This window comes from Devosia sp. P2_G7 (assembly GCF_056403495.1).
Genome location: NZ_JBFUFI010000013.1, coordinates 147,557 through 173,116, shown reverse-complemented (window position 1 = coordinate 173,116; position 25,560 = coordinate 147,557). Strand labels below are relative to the sequence as shown.

General features: G+C 65.9%; 32 protein-coding genes. 20 read left to right on the top strand and 12 right to left on the bottom strand.

Features of this window, described 5'->3' with window-relative positions:
• Window positions 1-397: 397 nt before the first annotated feature.
• A complete protein-coding gene (locus tag AC1DWU_RS19835) occupies window positions 398-1,327 on the bottom strand; it encodes an L-threonylcarbamoyladenylate synthase (protein ID WP_477151732.1) in 930 nt (309 codons plus the stop codon).
• 66 nt (window positions 1,328-1,393) lie between these two features.
• On the opposite strand from AC1DWU_RS19835, the gene AC1DWU_RS19830 reads away from it, so the two are divergent.
• The 3 genes from AC1DWU_RS19830 to AC1DWU_RS19820 all read left to right on the top strand — a co-directional run bounded on the left by AC1DWU_RS19830 (window position 1,394) and on the right by AC1DWU_RS19820 (window position 3,415).
• A complete protein-coding gene (locus AC1DWU_RS19830) occupies window positions 1,394-2,323 on the top strand; it encodes a histone deacetylase family protein (RefSeq protein WP_477151731.1) in 930 nt (309 codons plus the stop codon).
• Between the two features lie 126 nt (window positions 2,324-2,449).
• Window positions 2,450-2,704, top strand: coding sequence for an exodeoxyribonuclease VII small subunit (locus AC1DWU_RS19825; RefSeq protein WP_477151730.1), 255 nt, complete (start codon window positions 2,450-2,452; stop codon window positions 2,702-2,704).
• Between the two features lie 108 nt (window positions 2,705-2,812).
• Window positions 2,813-3,415 (top strand): SCO family protein, encoded by a 603-nt coding sequence (locus tag AC1DWU_RS19820; protein WP_477151729.1) that lies wholly within the window; start codon window positions 2,813-2,815, stop codon window positions 3,413-3,415.
• Between the two features lie 12 nt (window positions 3,416-3,427).
• Here the strand turns inward: AC1DWU_RS19820 and AC1DWU_RS19815 are convergent, their stop codons facing one another.
• From AC1DWU_RS19815 to AC1DWU_RS19790, 6 genes are all read right to left on the bottom strand, one after another.
• On the bottom strand, window positions 3,428-4,033 hold the full coding sequence (locus tag AC1DWU_RS19815) for a hypothetical protein (RefSeq protein WP_477151728.1): 606 nt from the start codon (window positions 4,031-4,033) through the stop codon (window positions 3,428-3,430).
• Between the two features lie 213 nt (window positions 4,034-4,246).
• Complete coding sequence (aroC, locus tag AC1DWU_RS19810) at window positions 4,247-5,353, bottom strand: chorismate synthase (protein ID WP_477151727.1); 1,107 nt, start codon at window positions 5,351-5,353, stop codon at window positions 4,247-4,249.
• 73 nt (window positions 5,354-5,426) lie between these two features.
• On the bottom strand, window positions 5,427-5,936 hold the full coding sequence (locus AC1DWU_RS19805) for a GNAT family N-acetyltransferase (protein WP_477151726.1): 510 nt from the start codon (window positions 5,934-5,936) through the stop codon (window positions 5,427-5,429).
• An 8-nt stretch (window positions 5,937-5,944) separates the two neighbouring features.
• On the bottom strand, window positions 5,945-6,700 hold the full coding sequence (locus AC1DWU_RS19800; RefSeq protein ID WP_477151725.1) for a hypothetical protein: 756 nt from the start codon (window positions 6,698-6,700) through the stop codon (window positions 5,945-5,947).
• Window positions 6,701-6,712: 12 nt separating this feature from the next.
• On the bottom strand, window positions 6,713-7,342 hold the full coding sequence (locus AC1DWU_RS19795; protein ID WP_477151724.1) for a histidine phosphatase family protein: 630 nt from the start codon (window positions 7,340-7,342) through the stop codon (window positions 6,713-6,715).
• A 50-nt stretch (window positions 7,343-7,392) separates the two neighbouring features.
• Window positions 7,393-8,205, bottom strand: coding sequence for an enoyl-ACP reductase FabI (locus tag AC1DWU_RS19790; RefSeq protein ID WP_477151723.1), 813 nt, complete (start codon window positions 8,203-8,205; stop codon window positions 7,393-7,395).
• A gap of 108 nt (window positions 8,206-8,313) precedes the next feature.
• Here AC1DWU_RS19790 and AC1DWU_RS19785 point away from each other — a divergent pair, with 108 nt between their 5' ends.
• Window positions 8,314-9,729, top strand: coding sequence for an FAD-binding oxidoreductase (locus AC1DWU_RS19785; protein WP_477151722.1), 1,416 nt, complete (start codon window positions 8,314-8,316; stop codon window positions 9,727-9,729).
• Window positions 9,730-9,788: 59 nt separating this feature from the next.
• Complete coding sequence (locus tag AC1DWU_RS19780; RefSeq protein WP_477151721.1) at window positions 9,789-10,346, top strand: hemerythrin domain-containing protein; 558 nt, start codon at window positions 9,789-9,791, stop codon at window positions 10,344-10,346.
• Here the strand turns inward: AC1DWU_RS19780 and AC1DWU_RS19775 are convergent.
• Window positions 10,343-11,098: an SOS response-associated peptidase gene (locus tag AC1DWU_RS19775; RefSeq protein ID WP_477151720.1), complete on the bottom strand. Its 756-nt coding sequence runs from the start codon at window positions 11,096-11,098 to the stop codon at window positions 10,343-10,345. The two genes, AC1DWU_RS19780 and AC1DWU_RS19775, sit on opposite strands and share 4 nt — an antisense overlap.
• 67 nt (window positions 11,099-11,165) lie before the next feature.
• Here AC1DWU_RS19775 and AC1DWU_RS19770 point away from each other — a divergent pair, with 67 nt between their 5' ends.
• The 3 genes from AC1DWU_RS19770 to AC1DWU_RS19760 all read left to right on the top strand — a co-directional run bounded on the left by AC1DWU_RS19770 (window position 11,166) and on the right by AC1DWU_RS19760 (window position 12,353).
• On the top strand, window positions 11,166-11,570 hold the full coding sequence (locus tag AC1DWU_RS19770) for an NUDIX hydrolase (protein ID WP_477151719.1): 405 nt from the start codon (window positions 11,166-11,168) through the stop codon (window positions 11,568-11,570).
• Between the two features lie 32 nt (window positions 11,571-11,602).
• On the top strand, window positions 11,603-11,974 hold the full coding sequence (locus AC1DWU_RS19765) for a TIGR02301 family protein (RefSeq protein WP_477151718.1): 372 nt from the start codon (window positions 11,603-11,605) through the stop codon (window positions 11,972-11,974).
• A gap of 97 nt (window positions 11,975-12,071) precedes the next feature.
• Window positions 12,072-12,353, top strand: coding sequence for a hypothetical protein (locus AC1DWU_RS19760; protein WP_477151717.1), 282 nt, complete (start codon window positions 12,072-12,074; stop codon window positions 12,351-12,353).
• 3 nt (window positions 12,354-12,356) lie between these two features.
• On the opposite strand, the gene AC1DWU_RS19755 is transcribed toward AC1DWU_RS19760, so the two are convergent.
• The gene (locus tag AC1DWU_RS19755) at window positions 12,357-13,679 is read right to left on the bottom strand and encodes a dihydroorotase (protein ID WP_477151716.1); all 1,323 of its coding nucleotides are present in this window, start codon (window positions 13,677-13,679) and stop codon (window positions 12,357-12,359) included.
• Window positions 13,680-13,724: 45 nt separating this feature from the next.
• On the opposite strand from AC1DWU_RS19755, the gene ygfZ reads away from it, so the two are divergent.
• From ygfZ to AC1DWU_RS19730, 5 genes are all read left to right on the top strand, one after another.
• Window positions 13,725-14,543 carry a CAF17-like 4Fe-4S cluster assembly/insertion protein YgfZ gene (ygfZ, locus tag AC1DWU_RS19750; protein WP_477151715.1) on the top strand — a complete coding sequence of 273 codons (819 nt, stop codon included), beginning with the start codon at window positions 13,725-13,727 and terminating at the stop codon, window positions 14,541-14,543.
• Between the two features lie 139 nt (window positions 14,544-14,682).
• Complete coding sequence (locus tag AC1DWU_RS19745) at window positions 14,683-15,090, top strand: DoxX family protein (RefSeq protein ID WP_477151714.1); 408 nt, start codon at window positions 14,683-14,685, stop codon at window positions 15,088-15,090.
• An 83-nt stretch (window positions 15,091-15,173) separates the two neighbouring features.
• A complete protein-coding gene (locus tag AC1DWU_RS19740) occupies window positions 15,174-15,785 on the top strand; it encodes a hydrolase (protein WP_477151713.1) in 612 nt (203 codons plus the stop codon).
• Window positions 15,786-15,873: 88 nt separating this feature from the next.
• Entirely contained in the window at window positions 15,874-16,395 is a 522-nt protein-coding gene (locus AC1DWU_RS19735; RefSeq protein WP_477151712.1) for a hypothetical protein, read from the top strand.
• Between the two features lie 99 nt (window positions 16,396-16,494).
• The gene (locus AC1DWU_RS19730) at window positions 16,495-16,746 is read left to right on the top strand and encodes a hypothetical protein (RefSeq protein WP_477151711.1); all 252 of its coding nucleotides are present in this window, start codon (window positions 16,495-16,497) and stop codon (window positions 16,744-16,746) included.
• A gap of 3 nt (window positions 16,747-16,749) precedes the next feature.
• On the opposite strand, the gene AC1DWU_RS19725 is transcribed toward AC1DWU_RS19730, so the two are convergent.
• A complete protein-coding gene (locus AC1DWU_RS19725; RefSeq protein ID WP_477151710.1) occupies window positions 16,750-17,955 on the bottom strand; it encodes a penicillin-binding protein activator in 1,206 nt (401 codons plus the stop codon).
• A 120-nt stretch (window positions 17,956-18,075) separates the two neighbouring features.
• On the opposite strand from AC1DWU_RS19725, the gene rsmI reads away from it, so the two are divergent.
• The 3 genes from rsmI to gshB are packed head-to-tail and all read left to right on the top strand — an operon-like array spanning window position 18,076 to window position 20,281.
• A complete protein-coding gene (gene rsmI, locus AC1DWU_RS19720; RefSeq protein ID WP_477151709.1) occupies window positions 18,076-18,960 on the top strand; it encodes a 16S rRNA (cytidine(1402)-2'-O)-methyltransferase in 885 nt (294 codons plus the stop codon).
• On the top strand, window positions 18,929-19,327 hold the full coding sequence (locus AC1DWU_RS19715) for a YraN family protein (protein ID WP_477151708.1): 399 nt from the start codon (window positions 18,929-18,931) through the stop codon (window positions 19,325-19,327). The genes rsmI and AC1DWU_RS19715 overlap by 32 nt, the downstream gene beginning before the upstream one ends.
• A gap of 9 nt (window positions 19,328-19,336) precedes the next feature.
• On the top strand, window positions 19,337-20,281 hold the full coding sequence (gene gshB, locus AC1DWU_RS19710; RefSeq protein ID WP_477151707.1) for a glutathione synthase: 945 nt from the start codon (window positions 19,337-19,339) through the stop codon (window positions 20,279-20,281).
• A 260-nt stretch (window positions 20,282-20,541) separates the two neighbouring features.
• Here the strand turns inward: gshB and AC1DWU_RS19705 are convergent, their stop codons facing one another.
• Window positions 20,542-21,252, bottom strand: coding sequence for a DUF930 domain-containing protein (locus tag AC1DWU_RS19705; RefSeq protein WP_477151706.1), 711 nt, complete (start codon window positions 21,250-21,252; stop codon window positions 20,542-20,544).
• Window positions 21,253-21,367: 115 nt separating this feature from the next.
• On the opposite strand from AC1DWU_RS19705, the gene AC1DWU_RS19700 reads away from it, so the two are divergent.
• Complete coding sequence (locus AC1DWU_RS19700) at window positions 21,368-22,006, top strand: MarC family protein (protein ID WP_477151705.1); 639 nt, start codon at window positions 21,368-21,370, stop codon at window positions 22,004-22,006.
• The gene (locus tag AC1DWU_RS19695; RefSeq protein WP_477151704.1) at window positions 21,999-22,406 is read left to right on the top strand and encodes a nuclear transport factor 2 family protein; all 408 of its coding nucleotides are present in this window, start codon (window positions 21,999-22,001) and stop codon (window positions 22,404-22,406) included. The genes AC1DWU_RS19700 and AC1DWU_RS19695 overlap by 8 nt, the downstream gene beginning before the upstream one ends.
• A gap of 284 nt (window positions 22,407-22,690) precedes the next feature.
• Here AC1DWU_RS19695 and AC1DWU_RS19690 read toward each other — a convergent pair whose 3' ends face one another.
• The gene (locus AC1DWU_RS19690) at window positions 22,691-23,527 is read right to left on the bottom strand and encodes a GH25 family lysozyme (protein WP_477151703.1); all 837 of its coding nucleotides are present in this window, start codon (window positions 23,525-23,527) and stop codon (window positions 22,691-22,693) included.
• 166 nt (window positions 23,528-23,693) lie between these two features.
• On the opposite strand from AC1DWU_RS19690, the gene AC1DWU_RS19685 reads away from it, so the two are divergent.
• Window positions 23,694-24,665, top strand: a complete 972-nt coding sequence (locus AC1DWU_RS19685; protein WP_477151702.1) for a glycosyltransferase — start codon at window positions 23,694-23,696, stop codon at window positions 24,663-24,665.
• Window positions 24,666-24,681: 16 nt separating this feature from the next.
• Entirely contained in the window at window positions 24,682-25,416 is a 735-nt protein-coding gene (locus AC1DWU_RS19680; protein WP_477151701.1) for a glycosyltransferase family protein, read from the top strand.
• Window positions 25,417-25,560: the final 144 nt, after the last annotated feature.

Sequence of the window (25,560 nt, the reverse complement as noted above, 5' to 3'; positions counted from 1 at the left end):
CTCCCGCCCGGCTCATGCGTGCCAGGCTTCGTCCCTTGGGCCACTCCGCATCGAGCAACCCTCGCGTGATAGCGGCTTGACCGGCGAACCGGTCCTTGCCGTGATGGTTTCCGCCTGAACTGCAGCGACCCGCAGCCCACCCGGTCTCCCCCGCACCAACCACTCGTCATGATCTCGCTTCGGTGCAGCGGATGGGGGAGAATCGCACGGGTGGGGAGTGGGGGGATAGATCGGCGCAAGATTCTCGCAACGCTTTGCCCGGCCTCGTGATTGTGGCTCCGCTCACCCCCACCCATCCTCCCCCGTCAGAGGGGGAGGTGCCGCATCGAGTTTGGGGCACGATCGAACCCACCCCGGTGGGGAGTTGAGGTTGAGATGGAGCGGAGGTTCGCTACAGTCAGCCGCGCGGGGCAGCGGCGCGTTTCAGCCGGTCGTTGATCGCTTCGCCGAGGCCCTTGCGGGGGATCGGTGCCACGGCGATCCGCGTGGCGCCCTCGTCGAGCAGGTGCAGCATCGTGAACAGGTTGCGGGCGGCTTCGCGCAGGTCACCGCTCGGCGACAGGTTGGCGCCGGCGGGGCCCGGACCGAAGCCAAGCCACGTCTCCCCTGCCTCCGCCCGCTCGGCATCCAGCCGCAGCGTCGCGTTCGGCGCGTAGTGGCTGGCCAGCATGCCTGGCGCGGCAATCGCTGCATCGTGTTTCGCGACCGCCACCGGCCGGCCGATTGCCGCTTCGATTTCGTCGCGCGGCAGGGCACCGGCGCGTAGTTGCGTCACCACGTCGCCCTCGACGGCGAGGATGGTGGATTCGACCCCCGCCTGCGATGGCCCGCCATCGAGCACCGGCACCGCGCCGCTGAACGAGCGCTCGACCTGCGCCGCGGTGGTCGGCGACAGTTTGCCGGAGCGATTGGCGGATGGGGCGGCGAGCGGCAGGCCGGCCACGCGGATCAGCTCGAGCGCCAGCGGATGGTTGGGGATGCGGATGCCGACGGTATCGAGCCCGGCGGTGACGAGATCGGAAAGCCCGGCTTCCGGTCGTTTCGGCAGCACCAGCGTCAGTGGGCCGGGCCAGAATTCTGCGAGCTTCCGCGCCATCGGGCTGAAGTGCACCAGCGTCTCGGCCATGGCGAAATCGGCGACGTGCACGATCAGCGGATTGAAGCGCGGACGGCCCTTGGTCTCGTAGATCTTCAGCACCGCATCGGAGTTCGTCGCGTCGGCGCCGAGCCCGTAAACCGTCTCGGTGGGGAAGGCGACGAGCTCGCCGGCCCGCAGCAGCGCTGCGAGCGCGAGCAAATCCGACGGGGGATGAACGGCACCGGCCATGGCGCGAGGTTTGACAAGCTCGACAGCAAAACGTCAAGCTATTGGGGCAGCGACAGTTCCGAGCCCATGGCCACCCTTCTCGTCTCCCAGCGCAATTTCGAAAGCCACGTCACCCCCACCGGGCACCCCGAGCGACCCGACCGGCTACGTGCCGTCGAGGAGGCGCTCGGCGCTGATCGCTTCGCCAGGCTCATCCGCCGCGATGCGCCTTCGGCGGACCTGACGCTGGCCGAACTGGTGCATGACGCCAGCTACCTCAGCATCCTCACCCGCGCCCGCCCGGCCGAAGGGATCGGCCAGATCGACGAGGACACCTTCATCTCGTCACGCTCGCTCGAAGCGGCGGCAACGGCGCTGGGCGGCGGTCTTGCTGCGCTAGAGGCGGTGGCGCTGGGCGAAGTGCGGAATGCCTTCTGTGCGGTGCGGCCGCCGGGACATCATGCCGAGATCGACCGGCCGATGGGTTTCTGCCTCGTCAACTCGATCGCCGTCGTGGCGCGCGAGGCGCAGCGCAAGTTCGGCGCCGAACGCGTGGCAATCGTCGATTTCGACGTGCATCACGGCAACGGCACCGAGGACATCTTCAAGGACGACCCGACAGTGTTCTATGCCTCGAGCCATCAGATGCCGCTCTATCCGGGCACCGGATCGCCGAGCTTCACCGGCGTTGGCAATATCTGCAACGCCGCGCTCGATGCCGGCAGCGGCGGGCCGGAAATGCGCGCCGCCTATACCGACCGCATCCTGCCGGCGCTCGAGGCGTTCCGGCCGGATTTCCTTCTCGTCTCCGCCGGCTTCGACGCGGACTATCGCGATCCGCTCGCCGGATTGAACTGGCACCCCGAGGATTTCGCCTGGGTCACCGAGCGCCTGACCGAGGTCGCCGGGCGGGTCTGCGAGGGGCGGCTGGTTTCGATGCTGGAGGGCGGCTACGACCGGCAGGGCCTCGCGACCGGGGTCGCCGCGCATGTTGAAAAGTTGCTGGCCGCGGGCTAGAGCATCTCACCGTTTCGTTGAAACGGCGAAATGCTCCAGGTTCCTGATTTGTCGCGCTTTCGAACCGGAAAAGTCTGCAACTTTTCCTGAAAGCGCTCTGCAACGAGCCTCATCGAAGGAACTGACATGGCCGATTCCCCCGCCACCCCTGACGACATCAAGCAGATGAGCTTCGAGGCGGCGCTGCGTGAACTCGAGGGCATTGTCGGCAAGCTGGAAAGCGGCCAGGCACCGCTCGCCGAGTCGATCGCCATCTATGAGCGCGGCGAGGCCTTGAAGGCGCATTGCGAGGCGCTGCTGAAGGCCGCCGAGATGCGGATCGAGAAGATCACCCTGCGCAACGGCCAGCCCACCGGCACCGAGCCGCTCGACCCGCAGTAACGCGGGCGCTGCCCGCAGACACAAACCTCAGTGACTGCGCGACAATGACGCGCGCCAAATCTGCCCCACGGGCGCTATAAGCAGCGCCAACACAGTAGGGCAACATTCATGGCCGAAACCAATTCCCCGGCGCTGGCGCGCTTTCGCATCATTCTGTGGACGCTGGTCGTCGTTGCGGCCATCGGCGCCACGGCGCTGTTCATCTTCAGGCCGCCGGCCGCTCCCATCGGGGTCACCGGCAAGCCCTTCACGCTCGAATCTACCGCCGGGGGCACCTTCACCCAGGACAACCTCAAGGGCACTCCGAGCCTCGTATTCTTTGGCTATACCCACTGCCCGGATGTCTGCCCGACAACGCTGGCCGAATCGACCGCGTGGCGCGAGGCGCTCGGCATTTCCCCGGACCAGTTGCGCACCATCTTCGTCACCGTCGATCCCAAGCGCGACACCAAGGACGTGCTGGCCGACTATCTGAGCTCGTTCCCCGGCACCATCGGCCTCGTCGGCAACGAAGTGCAGACCGCCGACGCCAAGGCATCCTTCGGCGCGATGTCCGAGGCCGCGGCGCCCGATGCGGACGGCTACTACCTCGTCAACCACACGGCCTCGGTCTTCCTGATCAACAAGGACGGCCAGTTCGAGGGCACCATCGCCTATGGCGAGCCCACCGACGCCGCGGTGGGCAAGATCCGGAAGCTCCTCGCGTCCTAGCGGTTCGCGCCGCTAGACGGCGCGGTGGCCGAACAGCTTCGGCATGAAATGCGTGCTCGGGTCGGGCAGCGCCCGGAAGCGGCGACCGCGCACCTCGCGGTGGATCACCCGGGTGCCGTATTTCGGATCGCGCTGGAACACCAGCCTCGTGTGCGCCGCGACGCCGACCCGCAGGTCCGCGCCGTGGTCCAGCCGGCGCCGGTCGGGCCCGAGATAGTCCTTGGCCTCGACATAGGTCTGCTCGCTGTTGAGCTGCTCCGCCAGCCGCTCGGCCAGCGTATCGCGGTGCTGCGGCAGCCCGATCACGTCGTCGAAGCCGAACCGCACATATTTGAGCATGATCTCGGCGGGGCAATCGTCGATGAACAGGATGATCGGTGAGTAGCAGAGCTTCGAGCGTCGCTCGTCGCGAACCGCCTCGATCACGTCGAGCAACTCGTCGTCGCGCATCCGGGAGCCGAGAAAGAAGTAGGTGACGCCAGCGCGCGACTGCATGGCGCTTGGTCCGTCCAGCTTGCTGACCACCTCGCCGAAACCGAGATGGTGCGCTGTGAGTTCAAGCGACCGCGTCTCGATCTGATCGGCGGCGATGATGAAGGCGCGACAGTGTTCGAACATCGGACGACCCCTCGGTTGTCTCAGTGCGACCGCTTAGTCGTCCAGCACTTACCCTTAGAATAAATCCAGCGCTGGCAATGACTTACACGTTGTCATCACAAGAGGCCCTGCCGGACCGGCGGCGTCAACGCGCATAAGCGCGAGCGCTGAACGACCGATTTTCGGCCGCCTAAGCATCCGCCACAGCAGCGTGCGGAGCGCTGCGGACTGTTCTCAGTAGCCGATGCCGCCTTCGCGCCCGGTCTGGCCCCGGTGACGCAGGAAATGGTCGGCCAGCACCACCGCCATCATCGCCTCGCCGATGGGCACGGCACGGATGCCGACGCAGGGGTCGTGGCGGCCCTTGGTGATGACTTCGGTGTTCTCGTTGTGCGTCGTCACCGTCTGGCGCGGCGTGATGATCGACGAGGTGGGCTTCACCGCGAAGCGGCAGACGATGGGATCGCCATTGGAGATGCCGCCGAGGATGCCGCCTGCCTTGTTCGAGGTGAAATAGGGTCCGGCATTGCCCGCCCGCATCTCGTCGGCATTCTCGGTGCCGGTGAGTTCGGCCGCTTCGAAGCCGGCACCGATCTCCACCGCCTTCACCGCGTTGATCGACATCATCGCCGACGCGAGGTCGGCGCTCAGCTTGCCGTAGATCGGCGCGCCCCAGCCGGGCGGCACGCCTTCGGCCACCACCTCGATCACCGCACCCACCGAGTTGCCGGCCTTGCGGATGCCGTCGAGGTAGACCTCCCACTCCTTGGCAGCCACGGGATCGGCGCAGAAGAACGGGTTCTGGTCCACCTGATCCCAGTCGAAGCGCGAGTAGTCGATCTTGTGCGGGCCGATCTGCACGAGGCTGGCGCGCACCGTGACATTGGGGATCACCAGCCGCGCCACAGCGCCGGCCGCCACCCGTGCTGCGGTCTCGCGCGCCGAGGCACGGCCCGAGCCCTTGTAGTCGCGGATGCCGTATTTCTGGTGGTAGGTGAAATCGGCGTGCCCCGGCCGGTACTTGTCCTTGATCTCGGAATAGTCCTTGGAGCGCTGGTCGGTGTTCTCGATCATCAGCGAGATCGGGGTGCCGGTGGTCTTGAGCTGCCCGTCGCGCTCGTCCTCGAACGCACCCGAGAGGATCCGCACCTGGTCATCCTCACGCCGCTGCGTGGTGAAGCGCGACTGCCCGGGCTTCCGCCGATCGAGATCGCGCTGGATCACCTCAGCCGAAATCGGCAGCCCCGGCGGGCAGCCGTCCACCACCACGCCCAAGGCAGGTCCATGGCTCTCGCCCCAGGTGGTGAAACGGAACAGGTGTCCGAAGGTGTTGAACGACATCGCAGGTCCTCAGCGTGAAGGACTTCTAGGAACCTGCCCGATGAAGGTCAATCGGCGCTTCGGTGCAAGGGGCTCACGCAGCGCGGAGCGTCTTGCTCAGGACGACGCTGCGGTAGTTGGTGTGCGACCATTGCGCGTGCTCGATGAACCGGTACCCAAGCCGCGTGTACCATTCGACGAGGTGAGTGGCAGGCTCCGCCGTGTCGAGGGCCAGTTCCCGGACGCCCGAGGCGATGGCACGTTCCTCCACATGGGCGAGGAGGCGCCGGCCGAGGCCCTTGGCCTGAAGGCCGGGCTCAACGGCGAACTGAACGAAGGAAGCGACGTCTGCGCGATCATACCAGGGACAACCGCCGGTCCGGGTGCAGTCACGGAACACGATAGTGCCGCAGATCACTCCATCGGCCTCGGCGACGAAGCACTCCCCCTGCTCGATCCGCTTCAGCGTCACATCGGCACCCTGATGCGTCGCCCAAAAGCGCAGCCCCATCCCGGCGAGCCCGGCATAGGCGCGGTGCAGCATCTCGGTCAGTTCGAACACGGAATCCGTCGAACGCCACGGTCGGATGGAGATGTTGTCCACGTGATCCTTCAATCCGACGGGCGGAGGTATGGTCGCATTGCCTTCGCCATCTCGGCGGCGATCTCGATGCGGCGGATCCACTGCAGCGGCTCGAGGTCGTAGCTGTCGGCCGCCGCGCCATACTCGTCGATGGTGCGATAGTAGAGGCCGTGCGCCTCGGCATAGCCGATACGGTGGCCGAGCTGCTCGGCGAGCAGCGGCCAATCGACGTCGTTGGCGATGCTGTCGACCCGACTGTGCGCGACGATGTCGCTAGCCGCGGCGCGGTCCATCCGGCGCACGGCGAACAGCAGGTCGGCCGAACGGCCGGTCAGCAGCTCGTAGGTCCGGTTGATGGGCATCTCGGTATCGCGCAACCGCTTCGGCACCGCCGCCATGGCGCGTTCCGTGCGCCCGATGATCAGCAGTTGCGCCTCGGGCTGGGCGGCAAGCACGTCCGTCATCTCGGCAGGATGGGTGTCGATCCAGCGCAGGATATGGTCGAGATCGGAATAGAGCACACGCTCGGTGCCACATTCGAGCGCCAGCCCGACGGCACTCCGCCGCGCCTGGCCGATGATCGCTTCGCCGGTCGGATGCCAGGCGACCCGCGCGTCTAGCGTTTCAGCGAGGACGGTAGCTACCCGAGGATCGGTCGCCTCAGTCAGGCTGACGGCAAAGCCGGCGAAGAGACTGCGCAGCGCCGGGGCGGCCGCCGCGATCGGGCCGGCGAGGCGTGCCTCGGTGTCATGGAGGATCGTGGCGAATGCTGTGGTGGTCGACATCCGCCGCTCCGCTCAGTCGTCCCAGCTGTGGCCGGCCGGGTACACGACGCTCTTGCCGTCGATGAAGTGCACCACCGAATCCTGCGGCGGGAACCAGTTCACCGCGCGCTCTGCCGGAAAGTCCTCGATCAGGCGGCGGAGGATCCTCAGGATGCCGCCATGCGCGACGATGATCGCCGGACCCTTGAGGGTATCGGCGGCAAAGCTCCGGACACGTTGCGCCACATCCTCGTAGCTCTCACCCGAGGGCGGGCGGAAGAACCAGAAATCGGCGTCGCGCTCGCCGGCAATGGCCATCTCGCCCGAGCTGAGTTCCGTATGGAGCCGGCCCTCGTAGACGCCGAACGACACCTCGACGAGGCGGTCGTCGAACCTGACTTCGGGCAGCGGTTCGGCAAACGCCGAGCGGACGCGCTGCATAGTTTCCCGAGTGCGGCCCAGCGGCGAGGCATGCCAGTTGAACTCGTGCGGCGTCCTGCCGGCGCGAGCGAGGATCTGATGCAGCAGCTTGCCGTTGAGATCGGCCTGGCCGCGGCCGATGTCGTTGAGCGGAATGTCCCTCGATCCCTGATACCGGCCCTCGGCGTTCCAGTCGGTTTCGCCGTGGCGGATGAAATAGAGTTCAGGCCAGTTGATAGACATCGTGACGCTCGGAAAGAGAAAGGGCCGCCTCGCGGCAGCCCTGGAATAGGTCAGGCAGTGGGCGCGGCGGCGGCAGGTTCATCATCGACATGCATGCCGATGATATTGAAGCCACAGTCGACATACTGGATCTGGCCGGTGACGCCCGAGGAGAGGTCGCTGAGCAGGTAAAGCGCGGCGGAGCCAACTTCTTCCTGGGTGACGTTGCGCTTCAGCGGCGCCGCCTTCTCCTGATAGTGCAGCATGGTGCGAAGGCCCGAAATGCCCGAGGCGGCGAGGGTCTTGATGGCGCCGGCCGAGATGGCGTTGACGCGGATGTTCTGCGGGCCGAGGTCGTGCGCGAGGTAGCGGACCGAGGCCTCGAGTGCCGCCTTAGCTACGCCCATGACGTTGTAGTTCGGCACGTACTTCTCCGCGCCGTAATAGGTCAGGGTCAGCAGCGAACCACCGGGGTTCAGCATGGCTTCGGCGCGCTTGGCGACGGCGGTGAACGAGTAGACCGAGATGTTCATGGTCAGCGCGAAATTATCGGCGCTGGTGTTGATGTAGCGGCCTTCGAGCTCTTCCTTGTTGGAGAAGCCGATGGCGTGGACGAGGAAGTCCATCGTCCCCCACTTCTCCTTCAGCACGCGGAAGGTCTCGTCCATCGCCGCGTCGTTCGACACGTCGCACTCGACCAGCGTGGTGACGCCGATCTCGGCGGCGAGCGGCTCGACGCGCTTCTTCAGTGCTTCGCCCTGGTAGGAGAAGGCGATCTCGGCGCCCTGGTCGGCGAGGGCCTTGGCGATGCCCCAGGCGATCGAGCGGTTGTTCGCCACGCCCATGATCAGGCCCTTCTTGCCGGCCATCAGACCCTGCGCCATCGTTCTGCTCCGTATGGAATGTCTCGTTGGCGCCGCTTGTCGCATAGGGGCTTGGCGCGGGCAAGTTCGCCCTTGCGCCAAGCGGGCCGGGGGCTATCTTCCGGCGCCATGACCACGCTGGCCCCCAAAGACATCGTCCGCGCGCTGAAGGCCCTCCTAGGCGAAGCCGGTACGCTGATAGCCGATCCCCAGGAAATGGCGAGCTATGTGACCGAACCGCGGAAGCGCTTCCATGTCGCTGCTGTGGCCGTGGCGCTACCCGGCAGCGTCGCGGCGCTTCAGGCGCTCTGCCGCTGGGCCAACCAGCACCGGGTGCCGCTGATCCCGCAAAGCGGCAATACCGGGCTGGTCGGCGGGCAAGTGCCGCTGCGCGGCGACGAGGTGATCGTCAACCTTTCCCGCATCAACCGAGTGCGCGAGGTCAATGCGGCGGCCGGGCACATGACGGTCGAAGCAGGCCTGATCCTCGAGGAGGCGCACAAGGTGGCGGAAGAGGCGGGCGCGATCTTCCCGCTCTGGCTGGCGTCACAGGGCTCGGCCCGCATTGGCGGGGTGCTGAGTTCCAATGCCGGCGGCGTGCAGGTGCTGGCCTATGGCAATGCCCGCGAACTTACTCTCGGGGTCGAGGCGGTGCTGGCCGACGGCCGGCTCTACAACGGCCTTAACGCGCTCAAAAAGGACAATACCGGCTACGACCTCAAGGACCTGCTGGTCGGCGCCGAAGGCACGCTTGGCTTCATCACCGCCGCGACGGTGAAACTGTTCCCGATCCCCGAGGCGCAGGAGACGGCGCTGATCAATGTCAGCGGCCCGGAGGCTGCGCTAGAGCTGTTCTACCTCTTGCGCGAGCGCACCGGCTCGCGGCTGACGGCCTTTGAGCTCATGAACCGCTTCGGGGTCGACCTGCAGCTCAAGTACGGTCTGCTGCCGCGCGATCCGACCGCGAGCCTCTCGCCATGGTACGTGCTGGCAGAGGTCAATCGCATGAAGGGCGGCGTGCCCGGCGCGCTGCAATCGGCGCTGGAGGGGACCCTGGGTTCGGGCCTCGTCGGCGACGCCGTGGTCGCGGAGTCCGAGGCAGACCGCACCCTGATGTGGGCGGCACGCGAGCAGATGAGCGAGGTGCAATCGAAAGAGGGCGCCTCGATAAAGCACGACGTATCGGTGCCGATCGGCGCGGTCCCCCAGCTCATCGCGGAGGGCACAGCGGCCGTCGAACGCGCCATCCCCGGCGTCCGGCCATGCCCGTTCGGCCACATGGGCGACGGCAACATCCACTTCAACTTCAGCCAGCCAGTCGGCGCCGATCCCAAGGCCTTCATGGCCCGCGAGGCCGATGCCAATGCGGCGGTCTACGAGGTGGTGCGGAAACTCGGTGGCTCGGTCTCGGCCGAGCACGGCATCGGGCAACTGAAGTCGGGCCTCTTGCGGCAGGTGAAGGACCCGGTGGCGCTCGAGATGATGCACGCCATCAAGGCGGCGCTCGATCCGAACGGTATCCTGAACCCGGGCAAGGTACTCTAGAGCAGGTCACCACGAGGTGCCTTGTTGACGGCACGCCACCCGCGTCCCATCTCACGGCCATGCTGCTCGATATCGGATTTCTCGACGACGCCACCCGGCCCGCGCCCATCAGGCTCGAGGGCCTGACCGAGGCTCAGCGCGCGCCCGGCCTGCACCTCAAGGAGGTGCACGACCACCTGCGCGACAACATGAAAACTCTCGCCGTACTGATCGATCGCGCCGCCGCCGGCGAAGTTCGCGCGACAGAAGCGACGGAGGAGGCCGCCAGCCTCGCCATGGTCGCCAACTACCGCCGCTTCGGCAACCTCTGCGGCCAGCACTGCAACATCGTCAACGCGCACCATTCGATCGAAGACCAGGCGGTGTTCCCGGCTATCGCCGCGCAGGGCGCCGGCTTCAAGGCCATCGCCGATCGGCTGCAGGCCGAGCATGTCGTCGTGCATGAGCTGCTGGTGCGGCTGATCGATGCGCTGGGTGAACTCGCGACCGAACCCGGCGCGAGCCGCTTTGCCGATACGCTCGAACTCTACCGCGCCCTCGAACGGGTCCTCCTCAGCCATCTCGGCTACGAGGAAGAGGCGATCGGCGATGCGCTCGGGTACTTCGAGCTGTTCTAGAACAGGTCGAGCTGCCCGCCGCCGCCAGCGGCCACCTTCTTCTTCGGCTTCACCGCCGCCGCGGCTTCGGCCTCTGCCTCTTCGGGCGTGATCGGCCGGATCAACTCCGGCCCATCGACATCGGCGCGGCCGATGGCCTTGCCCACTGGATGATACTTCAGCGAACCCGGAGGCAGCGGCAAGGCCAGTTGTCGGGCGGCGGTGATGTCGAAGTCGCGGGTGTTGAGCCACATGTCGACCGCGTCGCCGGTCAGCATCGCCGGCATCCGGTCATAGACCGAGCTGATCTCGAGATTGGGCTCCACCGTGACGATGCAGGCGGTATCCACCTCCTCACCGTCCGGCCCCGACCAGTTGGAATAGAGCCCCGCGAAGATCATCGGGGAATCGTCTTCCATGGTGATGTAGTAGGGCTGGCGCTTGCCGTCCGGCCCCTTCATCCACTCGTAGTAGCCCGAGGCCGGGACGATGCAGCGCGAGTGGCGCACAGCGTCGCGGAACGACGGCTTTTCCGCCATGGTCTCGGCCCGTGCGTTGATCAGCAGTGAGAACTCGCGCGGATCCTTCACCCAGTTCGGCACGAACCCCCAGCGCACCAGCTGGATGGTGCGGCGCCCCGACTGCTCCCACACCACCGCGATCGGCTGCGTCGGGGTGATGTTGTAGCGTGGCGGAAAGTCGATCTTGTTGAGCAAGTTGAGCAGCTCGACCATCATTTCCGGCGGCAGGGTGGTGGCGTAGCGTCCGCACATAAGGGGCTCTCCTTCACTCCCTAGTTAGGCACTTGCCGCGCCGAGGACAAACCACAATCATCGGTTTATGCCCGCGTCCCAACGGCCTCCGAATGCTGCGAGTGTCGCGCTGATCGATCGCGACAAGGTGCTGCTGATCCAGCGCGCCAGAAAGCCGTATTTCGGCATGTGGAGCCTGCCCGGCGGGCGGCTCGAGCCGGGCGAAACGCCGGAGCAGGCGGCCGAGCGCGAGATCCTGGAAGAGGTTGGCCTGCGCGTCTGGCGGTTGCACCCGATCCGCCGCATGTTCCTCGGCGAAGGCCGCTTCGTGCTGCAGGTCTATGCCACCGAAGCCTTCGAGGGCGAGATCGTCGCCTCCGACGAAGTCAGCGCGTGGCGTTGGGTGCGAGCGGACGATGTCGGCGGCATGTACACCACCCCCGATCTGGGCGACGTGGTGGCCGGAGCCTTCCGCATCTTCGATCGCAGTTGAGGCAATCGGGCGTTTCACTTAAGGATGCGGGCATGCGCTTCCGCCCGCTTCGCCTTGCTCTTGTTGCCCTGCTGCTCGCGGCGGGACCGGCGCGGGCTATCGATCCGCCCTACCAGGCGGAGATGGAGCGGCTCTCGGAAATCCTCGGCAGCCTCTATTTCCTTGATCCGCTGTGCAAGCCCGCCGCCTCATCGGACTGGCGCGGCGAGATGGCCGACCTGATCGCGCTGGACGAGCCCGATGACGACCGCAAACAACGGCTGACGGGGGCCTTCAACTCCGGCTACGAAGCCTATGCGCGGCTCTATCGCGTCTGCACCGTTTCAGCCGAACAGGCGATGTCGCGGCTGCTGGTCGAGGCCGAGAAAACCGCCCGCGACATCCACTCGCGCTACGCTGAATAGCGCCGCATCGCGGGTTAACAATAATTGCAGAGTGCATATTAACCTTTTGGAGACGTCTGAGGCGCGCCTCGCGGGCGGGCGTGCTACGGGCGATGTCATGAAACTCTCCAAGACCCTCAAGGGCGACAACGGCAGCATCGAACGTCTCGCCGAGGCCGAACGCGAAGAGCGCCAAGTGGCGCTCGAATACATCGCGGAAGCCTGGAACACCGCCGAGGACGACGGCGTCGCGACGCTGGCGCTGGCCCATGCCTCGCTGTTCGCTGCCATCACGTCGCTGGTCGAGCACCACGGAGAGACGGCGATCTCGGAGCTGATCGCGACGCTGCCCGATCGCATCCAGGCGGGCGAATACAGCCTCAGCCGCTCGCTGCAGTAAGCCTCAGAGCGCTTCCAGGAACCGCATCGGCTGGCCGACGCTCGGGGTCACCAGTTCGCCCTGCCACATCACCTTGTTGCCGCGGACGATCGTTCCCACCGGCCAGCCGGTGACCGTTACCCCATCATACGGCGTCCAGCCCGCGCGGCTCTTTACCCACTCATTGGTGATCGTCTCGCGCCGCTTCAGGTCCACCACCGTCAGGTCGGCGTCGTAGCCGACCGCGATGCGGCCCTTGTTGGCGATGCCGAACAGCCGGTTCGGGCCGTGGCTGGTCATGTCGACGAAGCGCTCGAGGGTCATGCGGCCGGCGTTGATGTGGTCGAGCATGATCGGCACCAGCGTCTGCACCCCGGTCATGCCGGAATGGCTGGCCGGATACGGATGGTCCTTTTCTTCGCGCGTATGTGGCGCGTGGTCGGAGCCAAGTACGTCGGCGACGCCGTTCGCCACACCGGCCCAGATCCCCTCGCGATGCGCCTTGTCGCGCACCGGCGGGTTCATCTGCGCGTAAGTGCCGAGCCGGCTGTAGGCCGTCTCGTCCAGCGTCAGGTGGTGGGGCGTCACTTCGACGCTCGCCACGTCCTTGTGCGCAGCGAGGAACACCATCTCCTCGGCGGTCGAAATGTGGAGGATGTGCACCCGCTTGCCGGTCTTCCGCGCCAGCGCCACCAGCCGCCGCGTCGACAGCATCGCCGCCTCGGGATCGCGCCATACAGGGTGCGAGGAAGGATCGCCGGGCACGCGGAGGTGCTTGCGCTCTTCGAGCCGATACTCGTCCTCCGAGTGGAAAGCGGCGCGGCGCGAAATCGCGGAAAGGATCGCCTCGACACCGACATCGTCGGGCACCAGCAGCGAGCCGGTGGAGGAGCCCATGAACACCTTCACCCCGGCGCATCCGGGCAGGCGCTCCAGCTCCGGCAGCTGCGCCACGTTGTCGTGCGTGCCGCCGATGTAGAAGGCGAAGTCGCAGTGCATGCGGCGAGTGCCGAGGCGGATCTTTTCCTCGAAGGTCTCGCGCGTCGTGGTCAGCGGGTTGGTGTTGGGCATCTCGAACACGCCGGTCACGCCGCCCATCACCGCCGAAAGCGACCCCGATTCGAGGTCCTCCTTGTGCGTCAGCCCCGGCTCCCGGAAATGCACCTGCGTATCGATGACGCCGGGCAGCACGTGCAGCCCGGTGCAGTCGACCACCTCACCGGCCGAAGCCGCGCCAAGATTGCCCAGCGCGACGATGCGCCCGTCATTGACCGCGATGTCCGTGCGGTGCACCCCGTCATGGTTCACCACCGTGCCGTTCTTGAAGATCGTCTCGTACTGCGCCATGTCTGTGGTCCGCCTGCCTTTCGGCGGGTGTAGCGGAACCATCCCATGCCCACAATCCTCCGTCCGTCCCGTGCCGCCTTCCGGTTCTCCGGGCCCGAGGCGCAGAAGCTGCTGTTCGACGTGGTGACCGGGCGCCTGCTGGCCGAACCCGGCCCCGCCGTGTGGTGGGCGCTGCTCTCGCCGCAGGGCAAGGTGCAGGCCGAGGGCTTGAGCGGCTGGGCCGAGGATGCCTTCTGGCTCGATGTGGACACCTCCGTCGCCGATGCCTTCCTCAAGAAGATGAAGCTCTATCGCCTCCGCGCCCAGGTGCAGATCGACGACCTGCGCGACACGCACGCCGTCGGCTGGAGCTTTGATGGCTGGACCGAGGGCGTGGTCCACGCCGATCCGCGCGGACTTGGTGAACGCGTGATCGCCGAGAAGTCCGCTACTACCGGCTGGTTGCCGCCGGACGACACTTTTGCCACGCATCGCATCAGCGCGGGCATCCCCGAAGAAGGTCCGGATTTTGGCATCGACCAGAACTTCGCCCACGATATCGGGCTCGACCTGCTCGATGGCATCGACTTCGTCAAAGGCTGCTACATCGGCCAGGAAGTGGTCAGCCGCATGAAGCACCGCGGCACCGCCCGCCGCCGCCCGGTGATCGTCTCCGGCATCGATGCGCCAGCCGGCACGTCCGTCATTGCCGGCGGCCGCGACGCAGGTTCGATCGGCGAAGTCGTCGATGGCCGCGCCGTCGCCATCCTCCGCCTCGACCGCGTCACCGATCCGGCCGCCGTGACGGTCGATGGCAAGCCTGTGACGGTTAGCCTTCCACCTTGGGCGACGTACCAGTTCGGGGACGTTTCGCCCGAGGAGTGAAGCCTGATCTCGCGACCGTGATCGCAACTCTTGACAGTATCGAGGCCTCATCTATAACGTTATAGTTATAGAACGTTCTGGTTATGGATATCCGATCGCGATACCGTCCTGAGCGCCCGACATTGAAGGGAGACCCAAAATGCTTGATCGATTTTCCGCCTACGCGCCGCATGGGCTGGCAATCCTGCGCATTGTCACCGGCCTGCTGTTCGTCCACGCCGGACTCACCGTCGTCTTCAACTTCCCACCGCCGGTGCAGCCCTCGCCGCCCGAGATACAGACCTTGATGACTGTGGCCGGATGGCTGGAGCTCGTGGGTGGCCTGTTCATTCTCGTCGGCTGGCTGACCCGGCCGGTGGCCTTCGTGCTCTGCGGCTTCATGGCAGTCGCCTACTGGGGTTTCCATTTCCCGATGAGCCCGTTCCCGAACAACAATTTCGGCGTGTCGGCGATCCTCTACTGCTTCATCTTCCTCTATCTGGTCCTCGCCGGGCCGGGGACCTGGAGCGTCGACACGATGCGAGCCAGGGCCACCGCCGCCGCGTGATGGCCGCCTTGCCGACGAAGACCGGGTTTGGCGAATCAACCCCCGAAGACTAGCTTCCTCGGCTTCAAACACCGGGGGATTCCATGGCGCGAGGCAAGGAGCGGGCGTGGCAGCGCATGCTGTCGGGCAGACGGCTCGATATCCTCGATCCGTCACCGCTCGATGTCGAGCTATCCGACATCGCGCACGGCCTCGCCCGCGTGGCGCGCTGGAACGGCCAGACCATCGGCGACTACCCGTTTTCGGTGGCGCAGCATTCGGTGCTGGTGCTCGAACTCTATCGCGCGCTGAACCGCGATGCCGATCCGCGTGCCATGCTCTACGCCGTGCTGCACGATGCGCCCGAATACGTGATGGGCGACATCATCTCGCCGTTCAAGGCGGCGATGGGCGGCAACTACAAGGAGGTGGAGAACCGGCTGCTCGGCGCCGTCTACCTCCGCTTTTCCCTTCCCGCGACGCCCCCGGCGGCGTTGCAGAAGCAGATCAAACGCGCCGATCGCGAGGCTGCCTTCCTCGAAGCCACCCATCTCGCCGGGTTCGAGCCCGAGGAAGCACGACGCTATTTCGGCGAGCCGAGCTTCCCGGTGTTCGAGTTCGAGCCGTTCGAGAAGCTGATCCGGCCCTGGCCCACCCGCGAGGCCTATGACCGCTTCGTCGAGGTGGTCGAAGAGCTCGCGGCCGCGCTTCCCTAGGTTAAATTTACCTTAATCGCTGTTCCATTTTGACACGCGTTTCGCCGGTATGGTTGATGGTTGGTTAACACCGACCGGAGAACGGCGAATGGATGCGACTCGCGCCATCATGTTTGGGGGAGCAATCGGACTCGGCGCTGCCGCCTTGCTGTCGCTGCCCAACATCCTGCCGCGCGCGGTCGCCGAGGAGGAGCCGATGCGCACCTTGCTCAGCACACCCGACGAGGTGTGGCCGCCGGTCTTCGATCCCGACAAGCTGATGCGCTGGAGCTATTACGTGCAGCCCGGCGTCTCGATCGAGCCGGTTGCCGAGACGGTGGTTCGCAAGATCGCCTACGGGCACACCACCTTCGTCAGAGTCATGCAGACCGACAGCGGCGTCTACTCGACCGACGGACTGGCGAGTCCACACATTCAGTATCCAGGCATCATCAAAGAGCCCAAGCCGTCAGCGAAGGCCGGCGTCTGGTACTGGAACGACCGGCACTGGGTGGCGAGCGCCCCGCTTTCGGCCGGCTCGTTCGTATCGATCATCCCGTTTGAAGGCGGGAGCCTCGTGACCACCGAGGATGGGAACTGCGTCGTGGAGGCCAACGGCATCTACTGCTGAGCGGCAGCAGACTCTCTGAGCGACTAAACCATGAAAGCGATGGCAATGGCTGCCGTCCTGGTCCTCGTGGCGGGACCGGCGGTGGCGAGGGACGTCCGTATGCCTCCTGTACTCTTCGACCACGAGCCGATCCAGGACTACCGCGTACTCACTTCGGACCAGGCAACCATCAACCGCATGTGCGCCGATCACTTCGCTGCAGCGCGCCGCAGCGATCCCGACGCCCGTGTCGTAGGGTGCTCCCGCATCGGCGGCGACGTCATCTGGATCGTCAAGGGACTGAGCGCCGAGACCCGCGGCAAGGTGTTGCGCCACGAGAAGGCCCACCTCAACGGCTGGTATCACAGCTAGGCGCTAGAGTTTCGCCCCTTCGGCGACGCTCGCGCCGCCGATCGACACCTGCTTGATCACCAGCGCGTATTCGCTCCGCCCATCGGGCAGGAAGCGGAACACTCCGTCGCGGCCGTTGAAGCCGGCCGGCAGCGTCAGCTGGGCACGGTCGTATTTCGGCGTGCCGTTGGCGAGTGTGCCGGCATTGGCGAGGATCGTCGCGGTGTAGGCGATAGTGGCGAACTTGTGCGGCGCCGAGCCGAACTTCGCCTGGTACTCGGGCAGCAGCGCGTTGTAGCCGGCGTCGTCGATAGCGGGGAAGATCGCCCCGGCCAGCGTCGTGGTGTTGAGGATCGAAGGATCGCCATCCCAGTCGGCCGAGCCGATCAGTTGCACCTTGCCCGGCGCGATGCCGGCTTCGTTGAGAAGGTTGGCAAAGCTCGGCGCCGTCGCCCGGTCGGGGATGAACAGCGCATCGATCTGCCCGGCCTGCAGCATCGGCACCAGCTGCGTCACGACGGTGCGGGCTTCGGCTTCCGACGAGAAGTTGTAGACGGCGCGGGCATTCAGTCCGAGATCGGCGGTGGCCTGGCGGAACGCGCCTTCCTGGATGCGGCCGAAATCGGTGGTCGGGAACACGCCCGCGAAGGCCTTCTTGCCGAGCTTCTTGGCATAGCCCATCGAGCGCTTCACTTCGCTCTCGGGCAGGATGTTGAGCAGGAACACTCCCGGCGAGGCGGCGCCCGAATTGTTGGAGAAGCCGATCACCGAAATACCAGCCGCCTTCGCCACCTGGCCCGCGGCGGTGACCTGGTCGGCGCGCAGCGGCCCGAGGATCAGGCTGACGCCTTCGCTCAGCGCCTGGGTCGCGGCCTGTGCCGCGCCACTGGCCGTGCTGCCGGTGTCCTTCAACACTACGGTGATGTTCTCGCCGATATTGGGGTTGGTCTCGACAAAGCCGATGGCCAGCTCCGACGCATTGGCCATCGAGGTGCCGACTGCCGCCAGATTGGGATCGCCCGAAAGCGGCAGCAGCAGCGCCACCCGCACCGGACCCTTGCCGAAGGTCTTGCCGGTGGCGAGCGGCTGGTTCGCCCCGGCGGTCGTGCCGCCGCCCGGCCCGAAGTTGAAATTGCCCGGCGAACAGGCGGAGAGCAGCGCCGCAGCAGCAAGGCCGAGCCCGAGATACCTGAGCCCTGTCAGCGCGTTCGCGCCCGTTGCAATTCTCACTTGCCCTACCTTTATCAAGTCCCGCACTCTGCCGCGCGTGGCGCACCTTGAAAGGCGTCTATACAGAATCGGGCCCGGCTCATAAAGACCGAGCTTAACTTCGTGTTAATCGGAGGCGGCGTGGACGATCGGCCGAAGAGCTTCTTCATCGCCGGAACCGAGTTTCCCGCGGCCCCTCTGGCGGTCGGGCTGTATGTCGTTGCCACCCCGATCGGCAACCTCAAGGACATTACGCTGCGCGCCCTTGAGACGCTGGCCGCTGCCGACCTGATCCTCTGCGAGGATACGCGTCACTCGGCAACGCTGCTCGATCACTACGGCATCCGCACCGCGCGCAAGTCGCTGCACGAGCACAACGAACGCGCCCGTATCGGCGAGGTGATTGCGAGCCTTCAGGCGGGCCGCGCGGTGGCGCAGATCTCCGACGCCGGCACGCCACTCTTGTCCGATCCGGGCTTCCCGCTGGTCCGCGCCATGCGCGAAGCCGGACTGCCGGTGTTCGCCATTCCCGGCGCGTCGGCATTGCTCGCGGCGCTGGCAAGCGCCGGCCTCCCCACCGACGCCTTCGGCTTCATCGGCTTCCTGCCCTCCAAGGCCGGAGCCCGCGCCAACGCGCTCGCAGCGCTCAAGGGGCGCGCCGACACGCTGGTGTTCTACGAGTCGCCCCGCCGTCTCGGCGATACGCTCGCCGCCATGGCTGAAGCACTGGGCCACCGGCCTGCCGCAGTAGCGCTCGAGCTCACCAAGCGGTTCGAGCGGGTCGAGCGCGGCACGCTCAGCGAACTCGCACGCCATTTTGGGGCCGGCGACACCAAGGGCGAGGCTGTGATCCTCGTCGGCGGCGCCGAGGGCGTGGTGGTCGAGGAGGCCGACTGGAAGGCAGCGCTCGAGGAGGCGCTGGTTGCGCAGCCGCTGCGCGCCGCCGTCGACGAGATCACCGCGCGCTACGCCCTCAAGCGCAAGGAGGTCTACGATGCGGCCCTCGCCCTCAAGGCCGAGGAATAACCAGACCCGCAGTGCCCGGCTCGGCGCCGAACTCTTCGGCCGCCGCGGCGAAGCGCTGGCTGCGTGGTACCTACGGCTCAAGGGCTACCGCATCGTCGCGGCGCGCGTGAAGACACCGGTCGGCGAGATCGACCTTGTCGCCCGCCGCTTCGGGCTCACCGCCTTTATCGAAGTGAAGGCCCGGCAGGCCCGCTCGGAGGAGGCCATGGCCCTCGCTGCGGTCAATGCCAGCCGCATCTCCCGCGCCGCGCAGTACTATGTTGCGCGCCACCCGGCCCTCGCCGAAACGCCCCTCCGGTTCGATGTGATTTTCCTTGCGCCGCGCACGTGGCCGCGCCATGTCAAAGGCGCTTTCGACGCCAGCTAGGACCGCTTCATGTCCCTCAAAATCGCCGTGCAGATGGACCCCATCGCTTCGATCAATCCGGCGGGGGATTCGACCTTCGCCATGATGCTCGAGGCGCAGGCGCGCAAGCACAAGGTGGACTATTACGTGCCGCAGACCCTGGCGCTGCGCGACAACCACGTGTCGGCCGAGCTGGCCCCGATCACCGTGTTCGACAAGCCCAAGGGCGAGCACTACGCGTTGGGCGAGTTCGCACGGGCCGATCTCCAGGCCTACGACGTGGTGCTGATGCGGCAGGATCCGCCGTTCGACATGAACTACACCACGCTCACCCACCTGCTCGAGCGCATCCACCCCAAGACCTATGTGGTCAATCCGCCCGCTGCGGTGCGCAACGCGCCGGAGAAGATCCTCGTCACCGAGTTCCCCGAGCTGATGCCGCCGACGCTCGTGACGCGCGATCGCGGCCTGATCCGCGAGTTCCGCAAGGAACACGGCAACATCATCCTCAAGCCCCTCTACGGCAATGGCGGCGCCGGTGTGTTCCTGCTGCAGGAGGGCGACCAGAACCTCAACTCGCTGATCGAGCTGTTCGAGCAGAGCTTCCGCGAGCCCTTCATGGTGCAGAAGTACCTGCCGGATGTGCGCAAGGGCGACAAGCGCATCATCATCGTCGATGGCGAGCCGGTGGCCGGCCTCAACCGCATCCCCGCCGATGGCGAGGCGCGCTCCAACATGCATGTCGGCGGCCGCCCGGAATTGTCCCCGCTGACCGAGCGGGAGCGCGAAATCTGCGCCACCATCGGGCCGGCACTGAAGGAGCGCGACATGATCTTCGTCGGTATCGATGTGATCGGCGAATACCTCACCGAGATCAACGTCACGTCGCCCACCGGCATCCGCGAAATCAAGCGTTTCGGCGGGCCGGATATCGCCGTGATGATTTGGGACGCGATCGAGAAGCGGCGGAGCTAGGCGCGGTGCAACCGCTCGCATCGCCTGTCGGCGCTGCGAGCTTTCATCGCCGTCGCTCGCTCCCATGGCTCCCGAGCCATCGACGACTTCGCGGCCGGCACCTGGCCGAATGGCCGGCCAAGGCCGTTCGGTCTCCGGACCTGAACATCGCCATTGTTGCCGTGACGGCCGGCGCCCCACTGGAGGCACTGAACCAGCTTGTCGAAACCATCCTGAACGACAGTTAGGTGCTCGCGCGAGCCGCGCCCCATCCGGCCTGATCAGTCGTCGTCGTCCTCTGCCGCCGTGAGATAATGCGCGTCCCACAGCTCGTGCGGGATAAACTCACCCACCGAAAACTCAAACTGCTCGACTGCTGAGTAGTCGGCAGCGGCCGTACAACTGAACCGCACCCCATACCATTCGCGCCGGCTGCGGAAGGCACCGCCTTCGGCGATCAAGGCGCCGTCTCGCACCGCCATGTCGGCCATCGCATAAGCGACGACGGTGTCCGGATCGAATTCCGGCCGGGCGCGGCGGATCTGCTCGATTGCTTCGATACTGCACAGCTGCACCACGCGCTCGCTGCCATCGAGCGTCTTCATTGTCTCGCGCAGGTTCGCACTCGCCGGCTCGGCCAGCAGGCTTCCGGCATAGAAATCGGTGGCGCGGATGGTGCCGCCAGGTGCGGCCTTCGGGATGGGGGCGGGCGCATGGGCTGCCGACGCCGGGGCGGTGGATGGTGCGGTGGGAGTGGGCTCCACCGCGACTGGTGGGGGTTCGGGCGGCCGTGTCAGTGCCGCGAACTGCGCTGCCGTGATCATCTCGACGGCAATGCTGCGGGGCATCACCGGCCGCAGCCGCTGTATGTTCGGCCCGATCAGCAACAGCGCCAGCAGCGCGCCATGCAGGCCGAACGACGCCAGCGTCCCCCACAGCGGTCGCGGCTGAGGCAGCACATCGATCGGCGATGCGTCGAGGGTAATGGTCATGGCAGCCGCTGTTCAGTCGGGCGGCTTTGCGGCTGATTTGCGGAGGTCTTGCGCGACCGGGTGAAATCCTTCGCGCCCTCTCGCCTTTCGGCCCGGCCTCGGCCATTGTCCCGCCATGCCCGTCGATACGCTTCTCCTCGCCCTGACCACGTTCTTCGCCACCCTTGGGCCGGCGGATCTGCTCGTCGTCTATGCGGCGCTGACACAGAAGAACACCCAGGCTGAGCGGCGCTCGATGGCGCTGCGCGGCACCGTCATCGCCGGCGTGATCCTCCTGTTCTTCGCGGTATTCGGCGAGGTGCTGCTGCGCTTGTTCGGCATCACGTTGCCGGCGCTGCGCATCGCCGGCGGCATCCTCTTGCTGCTGATCTCGATCGACATGGTGTTCGCCCGCCACTCGGGCGGCACCGGCACGACACCCGAGGAAGAAAACGAAGCGCAGCACCGCTCCGATATCTCGGTGTTCCCGCTGGCGACGCCGCTGCTCGCCGGTCCCGGCGCCATCAGCGCGGTGATCCTTCTGACCACCGGCACCGGCGGCGGCTTCAATCTTGCCTGGTTCATCGTGGTCGTGGCGCTACTGGCGATCCTGCTGCTCTGCTACCTGGTGATGCTCGTCGCTATCCCGATCCAGCGGCTGCTCGGCATTACCGGCCTCGCCGTGGTCAGCCGCGTCGTCGGGGTGCTGCTCGCGGCGCTCGCCGTGCAGTTCCTGCTGGATGGGGTAAAGCAGAGCGGTGTGCTCGGTGGCTGATCTCGGCGTTACGCCGGAGCAAGCGGTTGCCTGGCTCGCACTCTACCAGCAGGCGTGGGTGACGCAGGACACCGCGCTGATCGTCTCACTGTTCACGCCTGACGGGCTCTATCACGAGACCCGCTTCAGGCCGCCCTTCGCCGGCCACGCCGGTATCCGCGCCTACTGGGACACCGATGTCGTTGCGCGGCAGCGTGACATCGAATTCTCGTTCAGCCTGTGGGCGGTGGATGGACCGATGGCCTATGCCCACTGGCACGCCGCTTTCACCGATTTGAAGAAGGGCGTGCATCGCGAGGTCGATGGCGTCTTCCGTCTCACCTTTGCAGCGCCGGGCGGCCCAGCGGGCCTGCTCTGCGGCGTGCTCGAGGAGTGGTGGAACATCACCCCGGCGCCTTGATCAAATAGCGAAGGGCCGCGGCGATGCCACGGCCCTTGAACAATGATCGATCAGCCCGATTACTTCTTTTTCGCCGGAGCGGCAGTGGCGGGGGTCATCCCGGCCGTCGCCAGCACTTTCGGCTTTTCCTTCTTGGGCTTCTTGGCTTCCTTGTTGGATTTCAGCTGACCCTTGGCCATAGCGTATCCCCTTCCATTGTTTCGCGCCGACTCCGCCGGCAAATCACTACGTGAGGCTAGAACCAAGGCGAAATACTGACAAGGCCGCCAAGCACTCACGCACCGTTACTTGTGGCTTTGGCAGCGTCCCTGCGGGCCCAGCCGGTCGACAGTACGCGGGTCGCAACCGGTGAGCAGGAACGTCACCCAGTCGCCCTCGCTGCCGTAGAACGCGTTGCGGTCGACCTCGGTGCGCACGCCCGACATCGTGCCGGTCTGCGTCCACTGCCAGAACAGCCACGGCTCGTCGCCATACTTGGTGTGGGGTTCGGCGGCAGTCGAGCGCAACCAGAACGAGGAATCGAAGTGCTCGCCGGCGAGGATGTCGCTGTAGAAGTTCATGTCGGTATAGATGATCGGCACCTTGCCGGTGTGCCGCTCCATCTCGGCGAGCATTACGCGAACCTTCTCCAGCACGTCCTCGCGGTTGAACTTGTTCTTGCAGCTCGAGTGGTTGTTCCACTCGAGATCGAGCACCGGCGGCAGCGCGTCCGGATCGTTCGGCACCATGCGCTTGAACCACGCGGCCTGCTGCGAGGCGAGGCTGCACCAGGTCATGAAATGATAGGCGCCACGCGCCAGGCCGGCCGCCTGGGCGCCGCGCCAGTTATCGTAGAAATTGGGGTCGATATAGTCCTTGCCCTCGGTCGACTTGATGTAGACGAAGTGCACCCCGCCACCCCGCGCCGCGTTGAAATCGACGCGGCCCTGGTAGCGCGCCACATCCAGCCCCTGGATCGGCAGGCCCCAGGCCCGTCGCACCCCGTCATGCGGATCGTTGTCGCCGGGGATGCCGCGATAGTCATGCGTAGGCGAGCGCCCGCAGGCGGCAAGCAGCAGGGTTAGCCCGACCAGCAGCAGGGATTTGGCGAACGGAAACGCGGGGCGGGCGGCGGCAAGCATGCTGGTCGTCTGGCTTTCGGACAGAGATCGGAAGCCTTTGAATCAACATGGCGCGCTTAACGAAACCTTGCGCTAACCCTTTGTTATTCCAGCATGGTTAACGCGGGACTCGCGCTGCGCCGGACAGTTTGATAGCTTCTGATGGCAATCGGTCGGGGGGCCAAAATTGCCATCAACTGCTTCAATCGTGATCGAGTGGGAAAACCCGCTGCTGTCCGATGTCGACCGGGCACGCCAGATGCTGTCGAGGCTCGGTGAGCAAGCCAGGGACTACGCCCGGTCGCACAACACCCGGTTCGAGCTGCTCGTCGCCTATGATCCGGGCGAGATCGACGTCGCCGTGCCGCGCTCAACCGTCGATCAAGAACTCGACCCGGCAAACTGGCCCGGCGATATCCGCTACATCGCAGCCCCCGGGTTGCATTATTTCGAGCAGAAGAACCTTGGCGCGGCCTCGGCCACCGCCGATACGGTCGTCTTCCTCGATAGCGACGTCATCCCGGATGCCGGCTGGCTCGGCCACATGCTGGGGGCGGTGGATCGGGATGACGTGCAGGTGGTCGGCGGCCACACCTACCTTGCAAGGGACACGCTGCTCGACCGCCTGTTCTCGGGCTTCTGGTTCTTCGAACCCAACCCCAAGCACACCGGCGTCAGCCCGACCGGACATTTCTACGCCAACAACGTCGCCTTCAAGCGCGAGATCCTCGAGCGCTACGGCTTCCGCCGCGCCGGCAGCTATCGCGGGCAATGCGTCGAGCTGGCGGGCCGTCTCAAGGCCGACGGCATACAGATCTGGCGGGCGGCCGATGCGACTGTCAGCCACCCTGCGCCCGAAGGACTGCGGCATGCGTTCATCCGTGCCGTCTGCCAGGGCTACGACAATGTCTACTGGCGGCGGCACAAGCGACCGCTGGGCTGGCTGCACGCCAGCCCGCTCGGCGGCGCCGTACGGCTGGTGCGTACCATCGGCAGGAACGGGCAGACGATCGCGTCACGTGCCCGCCCGCTGGGTCTCGATCCGCTCACGGCAAGCGGCTCGTTCGTTTTTGGAGCTGGCTACGCGCTGGTGATCTACGGCGCCGAAATCGTCGCCTACTTCGCGCCGGGGCTGATCAGAAATCACGTTCAGATGTAGGCCGGCGGAAGTGCACATGTCCGACCAGGGATTTCTCTACTGCGCCAGGGGCGACCGTTGGCTCATCGAAGCCGAACGCTCCGCGGCAAGCATCAAGGCGGTGATGCCTCAGGCTGCAGTGGCGATTGTTGCCGACAAGCCCATGCCGCAGCACTTGTTCGACATCCAGATCGCGCCGCCCCCAGGCATGCACGTCAAGTCGCTCAAGATGTGGGCAATGCGACACAGTCCGTTCGCCCGAACGGTGTTCATTGACACCGACACCTTCGTCTGCGATCCGGTCCCCGAGTTGTTCACGATCCTCGATCGCTTCCCGCTGGCGGCGGCCGTAACGCCCTTCTGGACCGTCGAGCTGCAGCAGCGGGGCGGAGTGTCGGACGATGACGGCATCCCGATATCGTTCCCCAAGCTGAATTCCGGATTGGTGGCGCTGCGCAAGGATGCCGAAACCGATGCTTTCCTCGATTTCTGGTCAGCGCGGCATACCGAGACAGGCCTCAAGCAGGATCAGCAGCCGTTCCGCCACGCGCTCTACCACACCGATATCCGCTTCGCAGTGCTGCCCATGGCCTACAATTATCGGCTGCCTTATCCGGGCGCGATCGGCGGCGGCGTCAAGATCCTGCACGGACGTGTTCCAGACATGGCCGGGCTGGCGAAGCGCGTCAACCGAACCTCCAAATGGCGGATCACCGCGCCGCTCAACCGGGTGGCCCGGCAGATCTGGTACGGCGTCGATCGCACACAATAGCCGGAGCGGCAACGTGGCATGGATACAGTCGAGCCCAGGTCTCGCTCCCGCGGTGAGCTTATCCGGCATCGGCGCTACGTGCTGAGCAGGACGACGGCAAGCTGAATGCGCCGGCGGTTATTGTTGTTCCGATGTGCTGTTCCC

Bases quoted from the DNA above. Each gene is read 5' to 3' on its own strand.
- AC1DWU_RS19835 (WP_477151732.1), bottom strand. From the start codon at position 1,327: ATGGCCGGTGCCGTTCATCCCCCGTCGGATTTGCTCGCGCTCGCAGCG.
- AC1DWU_RS19830 (WP_477151731.1), top strand. From the start codon at position 1,394: ATGGCCACCCTTCTCGTCTCCCAGCGCAATTTCGAAAGCCACGTCACC.
- AC1DWU_RS19825 (WP_477151730.1), top strand. From the start codon at position 2,450: ATGGCCGATTCCCCCGCCACCCCTGACGACATCAAGCAGATGAGCTTC.
- AC1DWU_RS19820 (WP_477151729.1), top strand. From the start codon at position 2,813: ATGGCCGAAACCAATTCCCCGGCGCTGGCGCGCTTTCGCATCATTCTG.
- AC1DWU_RS19815 (WP_477151728.1), bottom strand. From the start codon at position 4,033: ATGTTCGAACACTGTCGCGCCTTCATCATCGCCGCCGATCAGATCGAG.
- aroC (WP_477151727.1), bottom strand. From the start codon at position 5,353: ATGTCGTTCAACACCTTCGGACACCTGTTCCGTTTCACCACCTGGGGC.
- AC1DWU_RS19800 (WP_477151725.1), bottom strand. From the start codon at position 6,700: ATGTCGACCACCACAGCATTCGCCACGATCCTCCATGACACCGAGGCA.
- AC1DWU_RS19795 (WP_477151724.1), bottom strand. From the start codon at position 7,342: ATGTCTATCAACTGGCCTGAACTCTATTTCATCCGCCACGGCGAAACC.
- AC1DWU_RS19790 (WP_477151723.1), bottom strand. From the start codon at position 8,205: ATGGCGCAGGGTCTGATGGCCGGCAAGAAGGGCCTGATCATGGGCGTG.
- AC1DWU_RS19785 (WP_477151722.1), top strand. From the start codon at position 8,314: ATGACCACGCTGGCCCCCAAAGACATCGTCCGCGCGCTGAAGGCCCTC.
- AC1DWU_RS19780 (WP_477151721.1), top strand. From the start codon at position 9,789: ATGCTGCTCGATATCGGATTTCTCGACGACGCCACCCGGCCCGCGCCC.
- AC1DWU_RS19775 (WP_477151720.1), bottom strand. From the start codon at position 11,098: ATGTGCGGACGCTACGCCACCACCCTGCCGCCGGAAATGATGGTCGAG.
- AC1DWU_RS19770 (WP_477151719.1), top strand. From the start codon at position 11,166: ATGCCCGCGTCCCAACGGCCTCCGAATGCTGCGAGTGTCGCGCTGATC.
- AC1DWU_RS19765 (WP_477151718.1), top strand. From the start codon at position 11,603: ATGCGCTTCCGCCCGCTTCGCCTTGCTCTTGTTGCCCTGCTGCTCGCG.
- AC1DWU_RS19760 (WP_477151717.1), top strand. From the start codon at position 12,072: ATGAAACTCTCCAAGACCCTCAAGGGCGACAACGGCAGCATCGAACGT.
- AC1DWU_RS19755 (WP_477151716.1), bottom strand. From the start codon at position 13,679: ATGGCGCAGTACGAGACGATCTTCAAGAACGGCACGGTGGTGAACCAT.
- ygfZ (WP_477151715.1), top strand. From the start codon at position 13,725: ATGCCCACAATCCTCCGTCCGTCCCGTGCCGCCTTCCGGTTCTCCGGG.
- AC1DWU_RS19745 (WP_477151714.1), top strand. From the start codon at position 14,683: ATGCTTGATCGATTTTCCGCCTACGCGCCGCATGGGCTGGCAATCCTG.
- AC1DWU_RS19740 (WP_477151713.1), top strand. From the start codon at position 15,174: ATGGCGCGAGGCAAGGAGCGGGCGTGGCAGCGCATGCTGTCGGGCAGA.
- AC1DWU_RS19735 (WP_477151712.1), top strand. From the start codon at position 15,874: ATGGATGCGACTCGCGCCATCATGTTTGGGGGAGCAATCGGACTCGGC.
- AC1DWU_RS19730 (WP_477151711.1), top strand. From the start codon at position 16,495: ATGCCTCCTGTACTCTTCGACCACGAGCCGATCCAGGACTACCGCGTA.
- AC1DWU_RS19715 (WP_477151708.1), top strand. From the start codon at position 18,929: ATGCGGCCCTCGCCCTCAAGGCCGAGGAATAACCAGACCCGCAGTGCC.
- gshB (WP_477151707.1), top strand. From the start codon at position 19,337: ATGTCCCTCAAAATCGCCGTGCAGATGGACCCCATCGCTTCGATCAAT.
- AC1DWU_RS19705 (WP_477151706.1), bottom strand. From the start codon at position 21,252: ATGACCATTACCCTCGACGCATCGCCGATCGATGTGCTGCCTCAGCCG.
- AC1DWU_RS19700 (WP_477151705.1), top strand. From the start codon at position 21,368: ATGCCCGTCGATACGCTTCTCCTCGCCCTGACCACGTTCTTCGCCACC.
- AC1DWU_RS19690 (WP_477151703.1), bottom strand. From the start codon at position 23,527: ATGCTTGCCGCCGCCCGCCCCGCGTTTCCGTTCGCCAAATCCCTGCTG.
- AC1DWU_RS19680 (WP_477151701.1), top strand. From the start codon at position 24,682: ATGTCCGACCAGGGATTTCTCTACTGCGCCAGGGGCGACCGTTGGCTC.